The organism is Pseudooceanicola nanhaiensis DSM 18065, assembly GCF_000688295.1.
Taxonomy (GTDB): Bacteria; Pseudomonadota; Alphaproteobacteria; order Rhodobacterales; family Rhodobacteraceae; genus Pseudooceanicola; species Pseudooceanicola nanhaiensis.
Window position 1 is genome coordinate 1,608,149 of sequence record NZ_JHZF01000011.1, and the last position, 18,252, is coordinate 1,626,400.

Here is an 18,252-nt window from a genome sequence, read left to right on the forward strand (position 1 = left end):
ACACGGCGGCGGTCACGATGCCGGCGAGCGGCGTAGCGCTGGAGAAGGTCAGCCAGGTTTCCGGGCACAGCAATACCGCTGTGACATTTTCGACGTTGGGGCCATATCTGCCAGAGCACATGCAGGATGCGGTCAACGTGCCCGTCTTCATGAAACTGAAGGCAAGCCTTGGGTTCAGGGAACCGGGAACACTTCGCAGGAACGCGCAAGAGGTTGGGAAAATGGTGGGTGATAAGGGATTTGAACCCCTGACATCTTCGATGTGAACGAAGCGCTCTACCACTGAGCTAATCACCCAACGGAGGGCTATCTAGCCTCCCTCGCCGCGCTCTGCAAGCGCCTCTTTCACCTTCAGCGGCAGGAAATGTCCCGGGCGACGCAGTGTCACCACCGCCCGGCGGTCAAGGGCGCGCGGCATCCGGCGCCGGCATTGCGGGCTTGACCTCAAGTGCGCTTGAGCTCGCATGGTGCCGGGCAGGTTCAGAATCGGAGACCTTCATGATCGCGCCCGACCACGCCATGCCGAACGCCCCTGCGCCCCGCGACCGCGGCCTCCTGTCCCCGGAATACCGCGGCCCGGTGATCGTCATCTCGACCGGCATCGGGATGCATGCCTTCAACGACCTGTCGATCGCGGCGTCGATCCCGGTGGCCTTCGACGCGCTCGGCAGCCTCGCCATGCTGCCGCTGGCCTATGCGCTCTTCTTCATCGGCATCGTCGCGGGCGGCGTCCTGTCGGCCCATCTCCGCGGCCTGTTCGGGGCACGGGCCACCGCGCTCGGGGCGGCCGCGGTCTTCCTCGCCGGCATGGCCCTGACCGCCGCGGCGCCCCTGCCCTTCGTCTTCGCCCTCGGCCGGTTCCTGCAGGGCATCTCGGACGGGGTGATCGCCGCGCTCTGCTATTCGCTGATCCCGGAGCTGTTCGCGGCCCGGCTGGTCGCCCGGGTATTCTCGATCGAGGCGGTGGTCTGGGCCTCGGCCGCCGCGCTCGGACCGCTGACCGGCGGCTACGCGACCGAGGCGCTCTCGTGGCGGGCCGCAATGCTCGTCGGGCTGCCGCTGGCGCTCCTGTTCCTCGTGACGGCGGTCTTCGTCCTGCCGGCCCGCGCCCGGGATGCCCAGAGCGCGACGCGCCGCGTGGTCGCCCTGCGCCCGGTGGCGATCTGCCTGGCCGGGGTCGCCCTGCTCGCCCTGCCGACCGCGCTTCCCGGGCAGCAGGTGGCAGTGCTGGGCCTGCCCCTCGGCCTTGCGCTGGTGGCGCTCGCCCTCCGGGTCGACGCGCGGCAGGCCGAACGGTTCTTCCCGCGCGAGGCCTTCTCGCGCAGCCTCGTCGGGCGCGGGACCTGGATCATGTTCCTGATGCCGGTGGCGCAGGCGGTCTCCACCGTCTTCCTCGCGCTGGCGCTCCGGGCGGTCTGGGGCCTGTCGCCGATCTGGACGGGATGGATCGTCGTCACCATGGCCCTGTTCTGGTCCGGCTCGGCCTTCACCGTGGCCCGCGTCTCGACCGTGGCACGGCGGAGGCTCCTCGCCGTGGCGCCGGGCTTCCAGGCGGCGGGCGCCCTGCTGATCGCGCTCGGGCTGACGACGGGCGTCCTGCCGCTGGTGATCCTCGGCCACGCGCTGTCGGGCTGCGCCTTCGGCTTCAGCTGGGGCCCCGCGAACGAGCGGGTGATGGAGGCGACGCCCGAGGCCGAAAAATCCCGCACGGCCTCGTTCATGCCCACGGTGCAGACGACGGGCTTCGCCGTCGGCGCGGGGCTCTTCGGCTGGCTCGCGACCGCCACCGGTCTGGTCCCGGCGCTGGAGGGGGGCACGGGTCCGGCCGCCGTCTGGGCGCTCTGGGGCGGGGCGGCTCTGGTGGCGCTCCTGGCGCTGCCGGTGGCGCGCGGGCTGGGGCGGGAGGGGTAGCGCGCTCCGGCGGCGGGGCGCGCCCGGGCCGCCAAGCGAAACCCGCCAAACGAAAACGGCGCGCCCGGAAGGGCGCGCCGCTGTCGTTTCACATCATGTCACGCTCAGTGCGCGACGGTCTCGGAGCTGCCGCCCTTGTCCTTCGCCAGGGCCGCCGCCGCTGCGGCTTCCTCGGCCGCCTCGTCCCAGTCCACGGCCTCGGGCTGGCGCACCAGCGCCTGTTCGAGCACCTGGCGCACGTGGGTCACGGGGATGATCTTGAGCCCCTGCTTCACGTTGTCCGGGATCTCCGAGAGGTCCTTCTCGTTCTCCTCGGGGATGAACACCGTGGTGATCCCGCCCCGGAGCGCCGCGAGCAGCTTCTCCTTCAGCCCGCCGATCGGCATCGCGTTCCCGCGGAGAGAGACCTCCCCGGTCATGGCGATGTCCTTGCGGACGGGGATCTGCGTCAGCACCGACACGATGGAGGTGACCATGGCGAGACCGGCCGACGGCCCGTCCTTCGGGGTCGCCCCGTCCGGCACGTGCACGTGGATGTCCCAGGCGTCGAGGCGCGGGGGTTTCACCCCGATCGACGGCGCGACGGACCGGACGTAGGAGGCCGCCGCGTCGATCGATTCCTTCATCACGTCGCCCAGCTTCCCGGTCGTCTTCATCCGGCCCTTGCCCGGCAGGCGCAGCGCCTCGATCTGGAGGAGGTCGCCGCCCACGGAGGTCCAGGCCAGCCCGGTGACGACACCGATCTGGTCCTCCTTCTCGGCGAGACCATAGCGGAATTTCTTCACGCCGAGGTATTCGTCGAGGTTGTCCTCGGTGATCCGGACCTTGTCCTTCTCCTTCTTGACGATCTGCGTCACGGCCTTCCGCGCCAGCTTGGCGATCTCGCGCTCGAGGTTCCGCACCCCCGCCTCGCGGGTGTAGCGGCGGATCATCTCGTTCAGCGCCTCGTCGGTGATCTCGAACTCGCCCTTCTTCAGGCCGTGGTTCTTGACCTGCTTGGCCACGAGGTGCTGCTTGGCGATCTCGCGCTTCTCGTCCTCGGTGTAGCCGGCCAGCGAAATGATCTCCATCCGGTCCAGCAGCGGCCCCGGCATGTTGTAGGAGTTCGCCGTGGTCAGGAACATCACGTTCGAGAGGTCGTATTCCACCTCGAGGTAATGGTCCACGAAGGTGCCGTTCTGTTCGGGATCGAGCACCTCGAGCATCGCCGACGCCGGGTCGCCCCGGAAGTCCTGGCCCATCTTGTCGATCTCGTCCAGGAGGATCAGCGGGTTCGTCGTCTTCGCCTTCTTCAGCGCCTGGATGATCTTGCCGGGCATGGAGCCGATGTAGGTCCGGCGGTGGCCGCGGATCTCGGATTCGTCACGCACGCCACCAAGGCTGATGCGGATGAACTCGCGCCCCGTCGCCTTGGCCACGGACTTGCCCAGAGAGGTCTTGCCGACGCCCGGAGGGCCGACGAGGCACAGGATCGGCCCCTTCAGCTTCTGGCTGCGCTGCTGCACGGCCAGGTATTCGACGATCCGCTCCTTGACCTTCTCGAGGCCGTAGTGATCGGCGTCCAGCACCTCCTCGGCCTTGGACAGGTCCTTCTTCACGCGGGATTTCGTGCCCCACGGGATCGACAGCATCCAGTCGAGGTAATTGCGCACGACGGTCGCCTCGGCGCTCATCGGGCTCATGTTCTTGAGCTTCTTGATCTCGGCATCGGCCTTTTCGCGGGCCTCCTTCGAGAGCTTGGTCTCGGCCACGCGGGCCTCCAGCTCGGCGACCTCGTTCTGGCCGTCCTCGCCGTCGCCCAGCTCCTTCTGAATGGCCTTCATCTGCTCATTCAGGTAATATTCGCGCTGCGTCCGCTCCATCTGGGACTTCACGCGCGTCTTGATCTTCTTCTCGACCTGCAGCACCGACATCTCGCCCTGCATCAGGCCATAGACCTTCTCCAGCCGCTCGCTGATGCTGAGCGTCTCCAGCAGGTCCTGCTTCTGGTCCACCTCGATGCCGAGATGGCCCGACACGAGGTCGGCGAGCTTCGCGGGCTCGGTGGTCTCGGACACCGCGCCGAGCGCCTCCTCGGGGATGTTCTTCTTGACCTTGGCGTAGCGCTCGAATTCCGCGCCGACCGAGCGCAGCAGCGCCTGGGTCGTGGCCGCGTCACCCGGGACTTCCTCCATCAGCTCGGCGCTCGCCTCGAAATACTCGGGGTTCTCGATGAACTCGAGGATGCGCACGCGCGCCTGGCCCTCGACCAGCACCTTCACGGTGCCATCGGGCAGCTTCAGAAGTTGCAGCACATTGGCCAGCACGCCGGTGCGGTAGATGCCCTCGTCGGTGGGATCGTCCTCGGCCGGGTCGATCTGGCTCGACAGCAGGATCTGCCGGTTGTCCGACATCACTTCCTCGAGCGCGCGCACCGACTTGTCGCGGCCCACGAAGAGCGGGACGATCATGTGGGGGAAGACCACGATATCCCGCAGGGGGAGCACGGGATAAGACGGGTTGAGGGATTGGGTCATGCTCTATCCTTGGCTCTGGCAGAAGGCTCCGGCCCCGATTGCGGCGGCTCTGGCCTCCTCCGGTTTATGGAGAGTAAATCTGGGGTGCCTGCGACCCGGATTCAACCTCGTGTGCCCCAACATGCCTGCAAGCGCCGGGACGAGGCAAGCGCCGAATGCCTGCATTTGGGGGGAACACGCGGCAATCGGGGACGGTCGCACAGCTCTTCCTCTGGTCCATGTATCCTCGGGGGGAGTCGCGGCCCGGAGGGCCGCGGCGGGGGGCAGACAGCCCCCCTCCCCGGCCTGCCGCCGGCGCGCCGGGGCCTACCGCGTGCACACCTCCCGCGGGCGGTTGCCGTAGGGCTGGAAGGTGCAGTCCGAGGCCCGGAACGAGCGGTAGAAGCGCGAACAGGCCTGCACGTTGCAGGTGTTCGACGCGCTTTCCTCGCCGCGCGCCTTCGAGCGCAGGACGCGGGACAGCTCGCCCACCGTCAGCTTCTGCTCCACCGCGCTGTTCAGAAGCTGCCGGACCGCGTCCCGGTCGGGGCGCGGATCGGTGCCCGGCCGCGAGGTCACGGTCTGGAACTTCGCCCCGCCCGCCTCCTCGCGCTCGACCGCCGTGCTCCCGGGCAGGCCCTCACTGACGATCACGGTTTCGACAGGATCCTCCGCCCGGGGCGTGTCCTCCACGAGGATCTCCTCCGAGGCGGGCGCCTCCCCGGCCTGGAACCGGGCCCAGATCTCGGCCGGAAGACTGCCGCCGGTCACTTCGTCCATCGGGCTGTTGTCGTCGTTGCCGACCCAGACCCCGACGATGAGGTCCTCGTCCCAGCCGACGAAGAGCGCATCGCGGAAGGACTGGCTGGTGCCGGTCTTGCCGACCGCGCCCGGAACCGCGCCGACCGCCTCGCCGGTGCCCTCCGTCACCACGGCGCGCAGCATCTCGGTCATCTCGCCACGATGCGAGAGCAGCCGCGCGGCGAGGCCCGAGGGCTCCGGCAGCTGACGGTCGAGCGGGCGGATCGTGGCGCTCGACAGCGCGAGCCCCTCGACCCCGTGCGCCTCGACCGGCGCGCGGCCCGTCGCGATGGCGGCATAGGCTTCGGTAATGTCCATCAGCGACATGCCCGAGGCGCCCAGGGACAGGGCGGGCGTCTCGCTCAGCTCCGCCTCGATCCCGAGCGCGCGGGCGGCCTCGGCCACCCGGTCGATGCCGATGTCCATCGCAAGCTGCACGGCGGCGGCGTTGTAGGAGTCCGCGAAGGCCTCGCGCATTGTCACGTCGCCATGGAAGCGGCCGCCGAAATTCTCGGGCGCGTAGCCGTCGATGTCGAGGGGCCGATCGGGCAGCAGGGTGTCGGGCCCGTATCCCGCCTCAAGCGCGGCGAGATAGACGATCGTCTTGAAGGTCGAGCCGGGCTGGCGCACGGCGTCCGTGGCACGGTTGAACTGGCTGGTGGCGTAATCGCGCCCGCCCACCATCGCGGCGACCGAACCGTCGGGGCGCAGCGCGACCAGCGCCGCCTCCATCGTCGAGCCCTCGAGCACCGCGTTCACCGACGCCTCGGCGCGTGCCTGCAGCGCGGGATCGAGCGTGGTCCGCACCGTGACCGCCCCGTCGATCCGTCCGGCGATCTCGGCCGTCTCCGGCTGCACCCAGTCGGCGAACCAGCCGCCGTAGGCCGGGCTGCGGCGATGGAAGCGCATGGTCGCCAGCGCGATCCGCGCATCGTCGGCGGCGTCCGCCTCGACCAGCCCCTGCTGCTGCATCAGCGTCACCACCAGCGTCGCGCGGTCACGCAGCGCGTCGGAATTGTTGAACGGATTGATCTCGGACGGCGCCCGGATGATCGCCGCGAGGATCGCGCTTTCGGCCAGCGAGAGCTCCGCGGCGGATTTGCCGAAGTAGAGCTGCGCCGCGTCCGCCACCCCGTGCACCCCGTTGCCGAGATAGACGGTGTTCAGATAGCGCTCGAGGATCTCGTCCTTGGAATAGCGCGCCTCCATCTGCCGGGCCAGCAGCGCCTCGTGCAGCTTGCGGGCATAGCTCTTCTCGGGGCTCAGGTAGGAGGTCTTGATGAGCTGCTGCGTGATCGTGCTGCCGCCCTCGACGATGCCGCCCGAGACGGTGTTCACGGCCAGCGCCCGCGCGATCGAGCGCAGATCGACGCCGCCATGATCGCGGAACCGGCGATCCTCCAGCGCGATCACGGCCTGCGGCAGAAGCGGCGCCATCTCCTTGAGCGAGGTCCCCGAGGAGGTCACGCCCCGCGCCATCAGGAGCGGCGCGCCCGCGCTGTCCTGATACCGGGGCCGGGCTTCGGCGGAGGCGACCACATCGTCCAGCGTCGGGCGGGTGAGCACCCAGAGCGCCGTCGCGCCCGCCCCGAGGGCGATGACCGTCACGCCGGCCCAGGCCGCCGCGCGCCGCGCCGGGAACCGGCCGATCCCCCGGGCAGAGGCAGAGAGTGCGGATTTCAGACGTGTGCCGGCGGACTTCCAGTCTTTCATGCTCGAGCCTTCCCTGTGCTTGGCAGAGAAATGCCCGACCTGCGCCGCCGGTTCCGGAAAACATCACAAGAGCGGAATGTCGCCCTCGGCCCGGGTGGCATGGAACCCGGCCTCCCAGGTATCGAAGCGCCCCGCGGCAATGGCCTCGCGCATGCCCTGCATGATCTCCTGGAAGTAATGCAGGTTGTGCCAGGTGAGCAGCATGCCCGAGATCATCTCGCCCGCGCGGAACACGTGGTGCAGGTAGGCGCGCGAATAGTTCCGGCACGTGGGACAGGTGCAGTCCTCGTCCAGCGGGCGCGGATCGTCGGCATGGCGCGCGTTCTTGAGGTTGACCTGTCCGCGCCGGGTCCAGGCCTGCCCGGTCCGGCCGGAGCGCGAGGGCAGCACGCAATCCATCATGTCGACGCCGCGCTTCACCGCACCGACGATGTCGTCGGGCTTGCCGACGCCCATCAGGTAGCGCGGCTTGTCCTCGGGCAGCATCGCGGGCGCGTAGTCGAGCACGCCGAACATCGCCTCCTGCCCCTCCCCGACCGCGAGGCCGCCGATCGCGTAGCCGTCGAAGCCGATGGCCTTCAGCGCCTCGGCGCTCTCGCCGCGCAGCGCCTCGGTCACGCCGCCCTGCTGGATGCCGAAGAGCGCATGGCCCGGCCGGTCGCCGAAGGCCTCGCGCGAACGGGCCGCCCACCTCATCGACAGGCGCATCGACTCGGCCACGCGGGCCTCGTCGGCCGGAAGCGCCGGGCATTCGTCGAAGCACATCACGATGTCCGAGCCGAGCAGGCGCTGGATCTCCATCGAGGTCTCGGGGCTGAGGAAATGCTTCGAACCGTCGACATGCGAGCGGAAGGTCACGCCGTCCTCGGTCAGCTTGCGCAGGTCTGCAAGGCTCATCACCTGGAAGCCGCCCGAGTCGGTGAGGATCGGCTTGTCCCAGTTCATGAAGCGGTGCAGCCCGCCCAGCCGGTCGATCCGTTCCGCACCGGGGCGCAGCATCAGGTGATAGGTGTTGCCCAGCAGGATGTCGGCGCCGGTGGCGGCCACGCTTTCGGGCATCATCGCCTTCACCGTGGCGGCGGTGCCGACGGGCATGAAGGCGGGGGTGCGGATCTCGCCGCGCGGCGTCCGGATCACGCCCGTGCGGGCAGAGCCGTCGGTGGCGTTCAGCGCAAAGGAAAAGGCGGTGGTCATGCCACCGCCTTTAGCGCCATCCTCGCGGCCGCGCAAACGATCCCCGCAGGTGACCCGGCGTGCTGCCGCGGTCTCAGGCGGCTTCGCGGTTCAGCGTGCCCTCGGCGAGCTGCGTCAGCTTGTCGTCGGCCACGTATTCCTGGTCGAGCGTCTTCTGCAGCAGGTCGGCGGCCTCGGTCATGCCGAGCGTCTTCGCCCAGGCGATCATCGTGCCGTAGCGGGTGATCTCGTAATGCTCGACGGCTTGCGCCGCGGCGATCATGCCGGCATCCCGGGCCTCGCCCGCCTCGGCCTCTTCCATGATCTCCTTGCCTTCCTCGAGGATCCCGTCGATCGCCTCGCAGGTCACGCCGCGCGGCTTCAGGCCCAGCAGTTCGAACACCTTCTCGAGGGTCTCGATATGGCCCTCGGTCTCTTCGCGGTGATGCTCGAACGCCTCGCGCAGGTCCTCCGACGTGGCCTTGCGGGCCATCTTCGGCAGGGTCTTCAGCACCTGCTTCTCGGCATAGTAGATGTCCTTCACGAAATGTTTGAACAGTCCTTCAAGGTCCTTCATCGCTCCGCATCCTTTCTGGGTTTCCGGTGCGCGCCCACCCATCCGGCAGGCGCCACTGATGAACCGGGCGGCGGGCCGGCAGTTCCGGCGTGCACAAAAGGCAACCGGATACACATATGGCAAGTGCTTGCCCTCCCCGCCCGGCGGGCGCACACTCGCGCGACTGACGAAGGAGGAGACACGATGACCATCCAGCAGCCGGAATTCCTGGGCAGCGCGCTCGAGGACGGTGTCCTGACCCTGACGCTGGGCGGCGGCAAGGCGCATCCGCTGTCGCTGACCATGATCGGCACGCTCAAGGCCGCGCTCGATGCGGCGATCGCCGACGCGGCGGTGAAGGTCATCGTGATCCACGGGCCGGGACCGATCTTCTGCGCCGGCCACGACCTGAAGGAGATCTCGCACCACCGCGCCGACGCGGATCACGGCCAGGCCTTCCTGCAGGAGCTGTTCGATGCCTGCGCCGCGATGATGACCACGCTGGCCGAGGCGCCCAAGCCCACCATCGCCATGGTGGAGGGGATCGCCACCGCCGCGGGCCTCCAGATGGTGGCCTCCTGCGATCTGGCCTTCGTGTCCGAGGCGGCGCGCTTCCAGCTGCCGGGCGTGAACAATGGCGGGTTCTGCTCCACCCCCGCGGTGGCGGTGTCGCGCGCCCTGTCGCGCAAGCACCTGATGGAGCTGCTGCTGTCGGGCGATGTCTTCGACGCGGACTGGGCGCTCTCTGCCGGGCTGGTGAACCGGGTCCTGCCGGCGGACCGCCTCGCGCAGGAGACCGCCGATTTCGCCCGCCGCCTCGCCGGGCGCAACGCGGGGCCGGTCCAGCGCGGCATCGCCACGCTGAACGCGCAGATGCACCTGCCGCTGGCCGAGGCCTACGCCGTATCGGGCGTCACCATGCTGGGGCATTTCATGGACCCCGACCGCATCGCGCAGGAGAGCCGGGGCAAGTTCGCGGACAAGGGCTGAGGCTCAGGCCTCCTCCAGCGCCTCCACGATGGGCGAGAAATCGGCGGCCGTCAGGCTCGCGCCGCCGACCAGCGCGCCATCCACATCCGGAATCGCAAAGATCTCGGCCGCGTTGTCGCCCTTGACCGAACCGCCGTAGAGCAGCCGCACCGAGCGCCCGACGCCGGGGCCGAACCGGCTTTCCAGCCGCGCGCGGATGAAGGTGTGGACCTCGCCGATCTCGCCCGGGGTCGGCGTCTTGCCCGACCCGATGGCCCAGACCGGTTCATAGGCCACGACGAGGTTCACCCCGGTCGAGCCGTCCGGCACCGACAGCGACAGCTGGGCGCCGATGATGTCGAGGGTGTTGGTCGCCTCGCGCTGGAAGGCGCTTTCGCCGAGGCAGATCACCGTCGTCAGACCGGCCGCCTGCGCCGTACGGGCCTTCACGCGCACCTCTTCCGAGGTCTCGCGATGCAGCGCACGCCGTTCGGAATGGCCAAGGATCACCGCGCCCGCGCCCGCATCCAGCAGCATCCCGGCCGAAAGATCGCCGGTGTAGGCGCCCGAGGTCTCGGCATGGCAATCCTGCCCGCCAAGCGCGATGCGGCTGCCCGAAAGCGCCTGCGCCGCGGGGGCGATCAGCGTGGCGGGCGGGCACAGCAGGATGTCGACGCGGGGATCGGGATGCCGCTGCGCCAGCGCCTCCATCTCCGAGAGGCCCGCGCGCAGCCCGTTCATCTTCCAGTTTCCCGCCGCAAGTTTCCGCCGCATCGCCTCTCCCTTCGTCAGACCGGACCCATCCATTTCCGAGCGGGGCCCGGGCGTCAAGGCCGGTCAGGCCTTCGCGGCCTTCCGCGCGGCCTTGCGCGCCTTCTCCGCCCGCTTCTTCGCGGCCGCTGCCCGCGCCGGGCCCATCGAGAGGCGCGCCCAGTCCAGCGCTTCGGACGCGTCGTCCATCGCGCTTTCGGGCAGGCTCATGAGCGAGGTCACCTGCCGCTCGCCCGAGCTGCGCGTGTAGGTGAAGGGCTCGGCCCCCGCGGCCTCAAAGGCCGGGAGGGTGGCCGCATCGGATTTCATGTAGACGGTCTGGGACGAGGAGATCATCGCGAACATCGCGTCCTCCTCGGCATAGACCGCGACGCCCGAGAACATGCGCCCCGTGCGCAGCGGCCCCAGCCCCAAGAACAGGTCGAGCACGTGCTCGACGAACTCGGGGTCGACGGCCAAGGCCTCAGGCCTCGTTGAACTTGATGGATTCGCCGCAGCCGCAGGCCTCGGCCACGTTCGGATTCTTGAACTTGAAGCCGCTTTCCAGCAGCGAGGTCTCGTAATCGATCTCGGTCCCGAACAGGAACATCTGCGCCATCGGCGCGATCATCACGCGGGCCCCGTCCTGCTCGACCACCTCGTCATGGGGATCGACCTCGGCCACGTATTCCATCGTGTATTCCATGCCCGCGCAGCCGCCCTTCTTGACGCCGATGCGCAGCCCCTCGGACCCGTCGCGGGTCATAAGCCTGGAAATCTGCTTCGCCGCCGCCGGGGTCATCGAAACGGCCTGTTTGCCGGGAATGCCGAACATGTCTGGGACTCCTTTGCCTTGGTTCCCAATATAGGGCCCATGGCCGCCGCTCTCAAGCCGGGGTCAGGCGGCCTCGCTGATTGAAATGTCGGGCAGGTAGCGCGGCCCGCCGGTCTCTTCCCGGTCCCACCGGGTGATCTCGGCCATCAGGCGCTCCCGGACGCGGCAGGCATAGGTCCAGGCGGTGTTGGCATCGTTGCAGGGCAGGATGAACCAGACCTCGATACCGATCGCGTCCTGGTCGGTCACGCGCACGCAGAGCATGTCGGTGTCATCCGCCATGTCGCCCTCGTCCGCATCCAGCGCGATGGCGTAGAACGTCTCGCGCAGCCGCTCGACATCCGCGGCGTGGCCGAGGCGGAGCTTGATGACGCGGTGCAGCTCGGGCGTCATCGCGGTCCAGTTCTCGAAGGGCTCGGCCACGAATTCGCGCACCGGGACCATCAGCCGGGTGCGGTCCCAGACACGCAGCTGAACATAGGTGAAGTTGATCCGCTCGACCACGCACCAGTAATCGCGGAACAGGATCGTGTCGCCGATCCGGGCCGACTGGTTCAGCGCGATCTGCATGGAACTCAGGATGTTCGACAGCACGTCGCGGCCCGCGAAGCCAAGAACCACCGTGATGATCCCTGCCGTCCCGAGCAGCGAGAAGCCGAGCGTGCGGAACACGTTGGCCGAGGCAAAGACGAAACCGGTCCCGGCGATGAAGATGATGACGATCAGCGCGCGCCGCCACGCGGTCACCTGGGTGGCGAGGCCGCGGCGCTGTTCCTGCTCCTTCGAGGACAGGTCCTCGTCGTTCTTCACGACGAGCCGGTCGAGCAGCGTATCGACCACGTTCATCAGCAGTACCATCGCCGCCAGCACGTAGCCGATGATGATGAGCGGCGAGAGCACCGCCGAGATCCGGCCCGAGAAGACGAAGACATGCGTCGTGACCATGCCGGCGAGGAAGGTCACGGTGAAGATGGTCAGCGGCCGGCGCAGGGCGCGGAACATCATCGTGGCGAATTCGCCCTTCTGCCGGCGCGCGACGATCGTCAGCGCGTGATGAAGGGCCCAGGCCACGGCGATGATGGCCGCGATGAAGAGCGGCAGCGCGATCATTTCCCATGTGCGAAGGCCCCAGAGCGCCTCGTCCTGCATCCAGGCGGGCAGCATGCGTTCCAGCTTGGACGGCCCGTAGATGCCGTAGAGCGCGGGCAGGTTCTCGACCGACTGGCGCGAGAAGACCCAGACCGGCTCCCCGTCCTCGGGCTTCACGCGGTTGAGGCGGATCGAAACGGGCCGGTTGTCGAGGTCGACGATCCACAGACGGATGGACCGCCGGGGCTGCGCCGCGAAGGGGTCGTCGGACGAGGGGTTCGCCTCGACCGCATCGGGCACGTCGGGCAGCGAGAACCAGTCGACGACGACCCGGCGCTCGATGATCGTCTCGAGCATCCGGGCCAGCTCCGCCCCGGCGCCGGCCTGCCGTTCACGGGGGATCTTGCCCAGGTCCATGAGATGCGCGGCGGCCTCGTAATTGCCGGCCTTCGTCAGGGCGAGGAAACTCTCCATCGTGGCCTGCGGCGTGTCGCGCAGCACGTCCGGCGCGGCCCGGGGCAGCCCGGCATTGAGCTCGTCGATCTTGTACCAGTTGGGGGAACCGCCGCCCTCCTGCGCGCGCACGGGCGCAAGCGCCGCCAGCCAGAGGGCGGCGAATACCGCGATGAGGCGGGCGTATGACCGAATCGCGCGCGGGATCATCCGTCTAAACGCGGTCCATCCGACCCGGTTCCCCGACTAGAGCAGCGTCAGCGCATAGTCCGTCGCGAAGGCCGCGACGAGCGCCCATGCAAAGGAGGCGAGCGTGCCGATGATGACGTATTCGCCGGCCGCACGGCTTTCGGAGGCCATGTCGAACCGCAGGATGGATTTCGCGGCGATCAGGAAGCCGATGGCGGCAGGCTGGTCGACCAGCACCATAAGCACGATCAGCGCCCGTTCCAGCAGCCCGATCATGCGGCCCCCGTTGGGCAACCCGTCGGGCAGGTCCGGGATGTCGTAGGGCTTCATCAGCAGCCCGACCGCCGGCCCACCCGCGAGCGTGGCGACGATCAGGCCGATCACCGCGACCGCCATCTGCACCACCAGGTCGGGCGCCCCGGCCCAGAGCCCGGCGGCAAAGGCCCCCGGCACGAGATACGCGGCTGCCGCGATCACCGCCACATGCGCCGCCTGGTCCAGCAGGTAGGCGATGAGCGTCTCGGGCGCGAGGTAGGTCTTCACCGCGTCGATGGCGAGATGGGCGAGGATGACGGCCAGCACCAGCAGGGGCGCGCCCCCCAGCGCCGCGAGGCTCGCGAGGCCGACGATCGCCACGTGCAGGAGCAGCACCGTCACCCGGCGCTTCCGCGCGACCATCCCTGTGCTCTGCAGGACGTAATCGCCCAGGACGTGACCCAGCAGCAGCGCGATGAAGGTCTCGGTCATGGGCGCCCCTCAGGCAAGCCTTCGGGCTTGCATTGCATGTTGGCAAGCTTCTGGACTTGCTTCATCGCCCCGCCTCCTCGATTGCGCTCATCGCGGCCGTCAGGGCCGGCAGACCCGCCGCACGGGCGGACTGGTCGACCGCCTGCCGGCTGACGCCCAGCCGCTCCGCGACCTCGGCATGGGTGGGCGGCGCGGGCGGCAGGAGCGCGCAGAGCGTCCGCGCCTGGGTCCGGGTCCAGCCCTGGCTGAGCGTGTCGGCCAGGACGGCGGCCGCCGTCTCGGCCCCCCCTCCAGCATGGGACATGAGCAGCGCGGCGGGCAGCGCCTCGAGCAGGCGGCCCGAGGCGGTGAAGGCAGCGCCATGGGCGGCGTTCGGATCATTGTCGTCGGGCAAGGCCCCCTGCCCCGTGGCGATGGCGATGCGGGTCGGTGCGCTCTCGCGGGCCGCCTGTCTCAGGCGGGCGCGCAGATAGAGCGACAGGCGCAGCCAGAGCGCCGGGCGATCCAGCGCCACCTGCCAGCCGTCCCCGCCGCGTCGCGCGAAATGCGCGGCGACCGGGGCCTCCGCGCGCCAGCCCGCCACATCCGCGGCGGCCGAGGCAAGCTCCGCCATCGCCGCGTCGAGCGTCGCGGGCGCGAGATCGGTGCTGTCGACGAAATCGCCTGTGAGAACGGCAAACCGCATAAGGCAAGCATTAGCGCTTGCCTTGCAGAAAAGCAAGCCAAAACGCTTGCGTCAGGAAGGGATCACATGAAGCCGAGTTCGAGCCGGGCCTCGTCGGACATCATGTCCATGCCCCAGGGCGGATCGAAGGTCATGTCGACATCGACGGTCTTCACGCCCTGCACGCCGCCCACGGCTTCCATGACCCAGCCGGGCATCTCGCCGGCGACCGGGCAGCCGGGCGCGGTCAGGGTCATGATCACCTTCACGTCGCTCTCCGGCGAGATGTCGATCGTGTAGATCAGGCCCAGGTCGTAGATGTTCACCGGAATCTCCGGGTCATAGACGCTGCGGCACGCTTCGACCACGTCGTCGTAGAGCGGGTGATCCGTCGAGGAGGGCGCAATCAGCGGCGCACCTTCCATGGGCTCGGGGCTGTGGGTCATCGGGAACTCGCTGCTTACCTGAGCGAACATATAGGAAATGGGGCGCCGCGCGTCCAGAGGCGGAAGGCCCGCAGGGGGCAGGCGCAGCCGCAGATGCGGCAAGGGCGCCTTGCGGGGCGCCCTTGCCGGTCGTTTCACTATCGGGTGATGATCTCGGGCCCCATCATCAGCGTCGGCAGCCAGGTGCTGAGGATCGGGATGTAGGTCACCATGATCAGGAAGACGAAGAGCACGCCGAGGAACGGCAGCGCCGCCTTCACGACCCGCATCATCGACATCCCCGCCACGCCGGAGGTGACGAAGAGGTTCAGACCCACCGGCGGCGTGATCATCCCGATCTCCATGTTCACCACCATGATGATCCCGAGGTGGATCGGATCGACCCCGAGCTCGATGGCGATCGGGAAGACCAGCGGCGCGACGATGACCAGAAGGCCCGAGGGCTCCATGAACTGGCCGCCGATCAGCAGGATCACGTTCACCACGATCAGGAACATCACCTTGCCGAAGCCGGCCGAAAGCATTGCCTCGGCCACCTTCTGGGGGATCTGCTCGTCGGTCAGCACGTGCTTCAGGATCAGCGCATTGGCGATCACGAACATCAGCGTGACCGTCAGCTTGCCCGCCTCGAAGAGCGTGCGGCGGGTGTCCTCGTGCCAGAAGGCCGTCAGCAGGGCCTGCGGCCTGTGCAGGAGCGTGCTGTTCTTCCCCTCGCCCTGGCTGCTGAGCGGGCCCATGTCGCGGTAGATGAAGACCGCCGCGATGAAGGCATAGATGGAGGCGACGGCCGCGGCCTCGGTCGGGGTGAAGATCGCGCCGGTGATGCCGGGGATGCCGTAGATGCCGACCATGATGATGACGATCAGCATCAGCCCCCAGAAGGCGTCGCGGAACGAGGCCCAGATCTCGCCCCAGCCCAGCCAGTCGCCCGCGGGCATGTTGCGGACCCGTGCCATGATCCAGATCGCGAGCATCAGCATCGTGCCCGCCATGAGGCCGGGGATCACGCCGCCGAGGAACATCCGCCCGACCGAGACGTCGGTGGCGGTGGCGTAGACGACCATCACGATCGACGGCGGGATCAGGATCCCGAGCGTGCCCGCGTTGCAGATGACGCCCGCCGCGAAGTCCTTGGTGTAGCCCGCCTGGGTCATCGCCGCGATGACGATGGAGCCGATGGCGACGACCGTCGCGGGCGAGGAGCCCGAGAGCGCGGCGAAGATCATGCAGGCGAAGACGCCCGCGATGGCGAGACCGCCGCGCAGGTGGCCGACGCAGGCGATGGAGAAGCGGATGATCCGCTTGGCCACGCCGCCCGTCGACATGAAGGACGAGGCGAGGATGAAGAACGGGATCGCGAGCAGCGTGTAATGGCCCACGAAGGCCTGCATCAGCGTCTGCGCGATGGAGGCGAGCGAGGTGTCCGAGAACCACAGCAGGAACAGGATCGACGAGAAGCCGAGCGAGACGGCGATCGGCACGCCGATCAGCATCAGGCCCACGACCATGACGAAAAGGATGAGCACGTCCATGATTCAGACCTCCTCGCCGCGCTGCGCGCGGACCTCGGCCAGCTCGTCCTCGACCTCGTGGCTGGCGACCAGACGGTCGAGCCGCCCTTTCCAGATCAGGATCGCGGCCTGCACGAAGCGGTAGAGCAGCAGCGCCATCGAGAGCGGCAGCACCGCGTAGGGAATGAAGCGCGGCAGCTTCTCGTAGGGATCGCCGTCGTTCATAAGCGTTTCGAGGAAGTTCAGCATGGCGGGGTTCGGGATGTCGTTCACCTCGTACCAGGCTTTCGGACGGAAGTTCTCCTCGAAGCCCAGCGGGAACCAGCGGCCGAGCGTCTGCGGCAGGTTGGCGAAGTTTGCCCAATAATCCCAGGCGCCCTTCAGGAGCAGGAAGCTGTAGGCGATGCAGACCGCCACCGCGACCAGCGCCAGCAGGCGGCGGGCGCTCAGGCTCACCATCTCGACCACCACGTCGACGCCCAGATGGGCGCTCTTCTTCACGCAATAGGACGCGCCGAGCAGCACCATCCAGCCGAACAGGAAGACCGTGGTTTCCAGCGCCCAGAGGATGTTCGAGTTGAACACGTAGCGCGCCACCACGTTGGCGAAGGTGATGAGCGCCATGGCGCCCAGAATGAACGCGATCAGCGCCTCCTCGACGCGATCGACAAGTCTATGTCCCGGAGCCGGATGCATCGGCCTCCCCCCTGTTGAAAGTCCAGACCTTTCCAAGCGCCCGCCTGCGCGACACCTGCGTGCCACGGCAGACGGGGCGGCGGTTGCACGTGGGGGCGCGGGCTTCTTCTGTCCCGCGCCCCCTCATGGCGTTTGCGACCGCTGGCGCCGATCAGAGACCGGCGTTGATGGCCTGGGCCGCGTCGATGTTCTCCTGGCCGACGTCGGCGGTGAACTGCTCCCAGACCGGCTTCATCGCGTCGACCCATGCCTGGCGCTGGTCGGCGTCCAGTTCGCGGATCTCGGCGCCGGCATCCAGGATCGCCTGACGGGCTTCCATGTCGACCTCGTTGACCGCGGCGTTCCGCTCTTGGCTGACCTCGTTCAGGATGGTCGTGAACTGGTCGCGGACATCTTCATCGAGGCTGTCCAGCCAGTCGACCGAGGCGACGACGAGGTAGTCGATCACGCCGTGGTTGGTCTCGGTGGTGCCGTCCTGCACCTCGAAGAACTTCTGGCCGTAGATGTTGGACCAGGTGTTCTCCTGCCCGTCCACGACACCCTGCTGGAGCGCGCCGTAGACTTCCGAGAAGGCCATCTTCTGCGGCGAGCCGCCGATTGCTTCCATCTGCGCCACCAGCACGTCGGACGGCTGCACGCGGAACTTCAGGCCCTGTGCGTCCTCGGGCATGATGAGCGGCTTGTTGGCCGACATCTGCTTCATGCCGTTGTGCCAGTAGGCCAGGCCCTGCAGGCCGCGCTTCTGCATCGAATCGAGCATCGCCTGCCCGGCGTCGGATTGCTGGAAGGCATCCACGGCCTCGATGTTCTTGAACATGAACGGCAGGTCGAAGAGGCGGAACTGCTTGGTGAAGGTCTCGAACTTCGACAGCGACGGGGCGGCCAGCTGGACGTCGCCCTGCAGCATCGCCTCGAGCACCTGGTCGTCGTTGTAGAGGGTGGAGTTCGGATAGACCTCCATGCAGGCCTTGCCTTCCATCTCCTCGTTCACGCGCTCCTTCAGCATCTCGGCGGCGATGCCCTTGGGATGCTTGTCGGTGTTGGTGACGTGGGCGAATTTGATGACGGTCTCGCCGTCGTCGCAGCCCGCGGTGTCGGCCGCAGCCACATGCGCGGTCACGGACAGGGCCAGGGCCGTCGCGGCGGTGGTCAGGAATTTCATCGGTGTCTCCTCCCAATGGGTCAGTCGAATCTGAGGGCAGTTACCCTTGGGAGGAAATATGCCGATGCCGGAAATCGTCACAAGCGGGTGAA

At 68.2% G+C, this 18,252-nt stretch carries 16 protein-coding genes and 1 tRNA gene; 2 read left to right on the forward strand and 15 right to left on the reverse strand.

Annotated features, from left to right (window positions below):
- Window positions 1–222: 222 nt before the first annotated feature.
- Window positions 223–297 (reverse strand) — tRNA-Val (locus Q344_RS0108885).
- Between the two features lie 201 nt (window positions 298–498).
- Here Q344_RS0108885 and Q344_RS23530 point away from each other — a divergent pair.
- Window positions 499–1,911 carry an MFS transporter gene (locus Q344_RS23530; protein WP_036538526.1) on the forward strand — a complete coding sequence of 471 codons (1,413 nt, stop codon included), beginning with the start codon at window positions 499–501 and terminating at the stop codon, window positions 1,909–1,911.
- A 104-nt stretch (window positions 1,912–2,015) separates the two neighbouring features.
- Here Q344_RS23530 and lon read toward each other — a convergent pair whose 3' ends face one another.
- From lon to Q344_RS0108910, 4 genes are all read right to left on the reverse strand, one after another.
- Window positions 2,016–4,427, reverse strand: a complete 2,412-nt coding sequence (lon, locus tag Q344_RS0108895; RefSeq protein WP_028286381.1) for an endopeptidase La — start codon at window positions 4,425–4,427, stop codon at window positions 2,016–2,018.
- 306 nt (window positions 4,428–4,733) lie between these two features.
- Window positions 4,734–6,920 carry a transglycosylase domain-containing protein gene (locus tag Q344_RS23535; RefSeq protein WP_051630427.1) on the reverse strand — a complete coding sequence of 729 codons (2,187 nt, stop codon included), beginning with the start codon at window positions 6,918–6,920 and terminating at the stop codon, window positions 4,734–4,736.
- 63 nt (window positions 6,921–6,983) lie between these two features.
- Window positions 6,984–8,114, reverse strand: a complete 1,131-nt coding sequence (tgt, locus tag Q344_RS0108905) for a tRNA guanosine(34) transglycosylase Tgt (RefSeq protein ID WP_028286382.1) — start codon at window positions 8,112–8,114, stop codon at window positions 6,984–6,986.
- A gap of 73 nt (window positions 8,115–8,187) precedes the next feature.
- A complete protein-coding gene (locus Q344_RS0108910; protein ID WP_028286383.1) occupies window positions 8,188–8,670 on the reverse strand; it encodes a YciE/YciF ferroxidase family protein in 483 nt (160 codons plus the stop codon).
- A gap of 183 nt (window positions 8,671–8,853) precedes the next feature.
- On the opposite strand from Q344_RS0108910, the gene Q344_RS0108915 reads away from it, so the two are divergent.
- A complete protein-coding gene (locus tag Q344_RS0108915; protein WP_036538528.1) occupies window positions 8,854–9,639 on the forward strand; it encodes an enoyl-CoA hydratase-related protein in 786 nt (261 codons plus the stop codon).
- A 3-nt stretch (window positions 9,640–9,642) separates the two neighbouring features.
- Here Q344_RS0108915 and tpiA read toward each other — a convergent pair whose 3' ends face one another.
- The 10 genes from tpiA to Q344_RS0108965 all read right to left on the reverse strand — a co-directional run bounded on the left by tpiA (window position 9,643) and on the right by Q344_RS0108965 (window position 18,160).
- The gene (gene tpiA / locus Q344_RS0108920) at window positions 9,643–10,392 is read right to left on the reverse strand and encodes a triose-phosphate isomerase (RefSeq protein WP_028286385.1); all 750 of its coding nucleotides are present in this window, start codon (window positions 10,390–10,392) and stop codon (window positions 9,643–9,645) included.
- 63 nt (window positions 10,393–10,455) lie between these two features.
- Window positions 10,456–10,848, reverse strand: coding sequence for a TfoX/Sxy family protein (locus Q344_RS0108925; RefSeq protein WP_028286386.1), 393 nt, complete (start codon window positions 10,846–10,848; stop codon window positions 10,456–10,458).
- A 4-nt stretch (window positions 10,849–10,852) separates the two neighbouring features.
- Complete coding sequence (locus Q344_RS0108930; protein WP_028286387.1) at window positions 10,853–11,203, reverse strand: HesB/IscA family protein; 351 nt, start codon at window positions 11,201–11,203, stop codon at window positions 10,853–10,855.
- Between the two features lie 63 nt (window positions 11,204–11,266).
- On the reverse strand, window positions 11,267–12,955 hold the full coding sequence (locus tag Q344_RS0108935) for a mechanosensitive ion channel family protein (protein ID WP_036538529.1): 1,689 nt from the start codon (window positions 12,953–12,955) through the stop codon (window positions 11,267–11,269).
- A 36-nt stretch (window positions 12,956–12,991) separates the two neighbouring features.
- A complete protein-coding gene (locus Q344_RS0108940; RefSeq protein WP_028286389.1) occupies window positions 12,992–13,681 on the reverse strand; it encodes a DUF3307 domain-containing protein in 690 nt (229 codons plus the stop codon).
- Window positions 13,682–13,742: 61 nt separating this feature from the next.
- The gene (locus Q344_RS0108945; protein WP_028286390.1) at window positions 13,743–14,366 is read right to left on the reverse strand and encodes a hypothetical protein; all 624 of its coding nucleotides are present in this window, start codon (window positions 14,364–14,366) and stop codon (window positions 13,743–13,745) included.
- A 62-nt stretch (window positions 14,367–14,428) separates the two neighbouring features.
- Window positions 14,429–14,791: an SUF system Fe-S cluster assembly protein gene (locus tag Q344_RS0108950; RefSeq protein ID WP_028286391.1), complete on the reverse strand. Its 363-nt coding sequence runs from the start codon at window positions 14,789–14,791 to the stop codon at window positions 14,429–14,431.
- Between the two features lie 137 nt (window positions 14,792–14,928).
- A complete protein-coding gene (locus Q344_RS0108955) occupies window positions 14,929–16,323 on the reverse strand; it encodes a TRAP transporter large permease (protein WP_028286392.1) in 1,395 nt (464 codons plus the stop codon).
- Between the two features lie 3 nt (window positions 16,324–16,326).
- Complete coding sequence (locus Q344_RS0108960) at window positions 16,327–16,998, reverse strand: TRAP transporter small permease (RefSeq protein WP_028286393.1); 672 nt, start codon at window positions 16,996–16,998, stop codon at window positions 16,327–16,329.
- A 151-nt stretch (window positions 16,999–17,149) separates the two neighbouring features.
- On the reverse strand, window positions 17,150–18,160 hold the full coding sequence (locus tag Q344_RS0108965; RefSeq protein ID WP_028286394.1) for a DctP family TRAP transporter solute-binding subunit: 1,011 nt from the start codon (window positions 18,158–18,160) through the stop codon (window positions 17,150–17,152).
- Between the last annotated feature and the right edge of the window lie 92 nt (window positions 18,161–18,252).

Excerpts from the sequence above, each read along its gene's own strand:
- Q344_RS23530 (WP_036538526.1), top strand. The coding sequence starts at position 499 with ATGATCGCGCCCGACCACGCCATGCCGAACGCCCCTGCGCCCCGCGAC.
- lon (WP_028286381.1), bottom strand. The coding sequence starts at position 4,427 with ATGACCCAATCCCTCAACCCGTCTTATCCCGTGCTCCCCCTGCGGGAT.
- Q344_RS23535 (WP_051630427.1), bottom strand. The coding sequence starts at position 6,920 with ATGAAAGACTGGAAGTCCGCCGGCACACGTCTGAAATCCGCACTCTCT.
- tgt (WP_028286382.1), bottom strand. The coding sequence starts at position 8,114 with ATGACCACCGCCTTTTCCTTTGCGCTGAACGCCACCGACGGCTCTGCC.
- Q344_RS0108910 (WP_028286383.1), bottom strand. The coding sequence starts at position 8,670 with ATGAAGGACCTTGAAGGACTGTTCAAACATTTCGTGAAGGACATCTAC.
- Q344_RS0108915 (WP_036538528.1), top strand. The coding sequence starts at position 8,854 with ATGACCATCCAGCAGCCGGAATTCCTGGGCAGCGCGCTCGAGGACGGT.
- tpiA (WP_028286385.1), bottom strand. The coding sequence starts at position 10,392 with ATGCGGCGGAAACTTGCGGCGGGAAACTGGAAGATGAACGGGCTGCGC.
- Q344_RS0108930 (WP_028286387.1), bottom strand. The coding sequence starts at position 11,203 with ATGTTCGGCATTCCCGGCAAACAGGCCGTTTCGATGACCCCGGCGGCG.
- Q344_RS0108935 (WP_036538529.1), bottom strand. The coding sequence starts at position 12,955 with ATGATCCCGCGCGCGATTCGGTCATACGCCCGCCTCATCGCGGTATTC.
- Q344_RS0108940 (WP_028286389.1), bottom strand. The coding sequence starts at position 13,681 with ATGACCGAGACCTTCATCGCGCTGCTGCTGGGTCACGTCCTGGGCGAT.
- Q344_RS0108945 (WP_028286390.1), bottom strand. The coding sequence starts at position 14,366 with ATGCGGTTTGCCGTTCTCACAGGCGATTTCGTCGACAGCACCGATCTC.
- Q344_RS0108950 (WP_028286391.1), bottom strand. The coding sequence starts at position 14,791 with ATGACCCACAGCCCCGAGCCCATGGAAGGTGCGCCGCTGATTGCGCCC.
- Q344_RS0108955 (WP_028286392.1), bottom strand. The coding sequence starts at position 16,323 with ATGGACGTGCTCATCCTTTTCGTCATGGTCGTGGGCCTGATGCTGATC.
- Q344_RS0108960 (WP_028286393.1), bottom strand. The coding sequence starts at position 16,998 with ATGCATCCGGCTCCGGGACATAGACTTGTCGATCGCGTCGAGGAGGCG.
- Q344_RS0108965 (WP_028286394.1), bottom strand. The coding sequence starts at position 18,160 with ATGAAATTCCTGACCACCGCCGCGACGGCCCTGGCCCTGTCCGTGACC.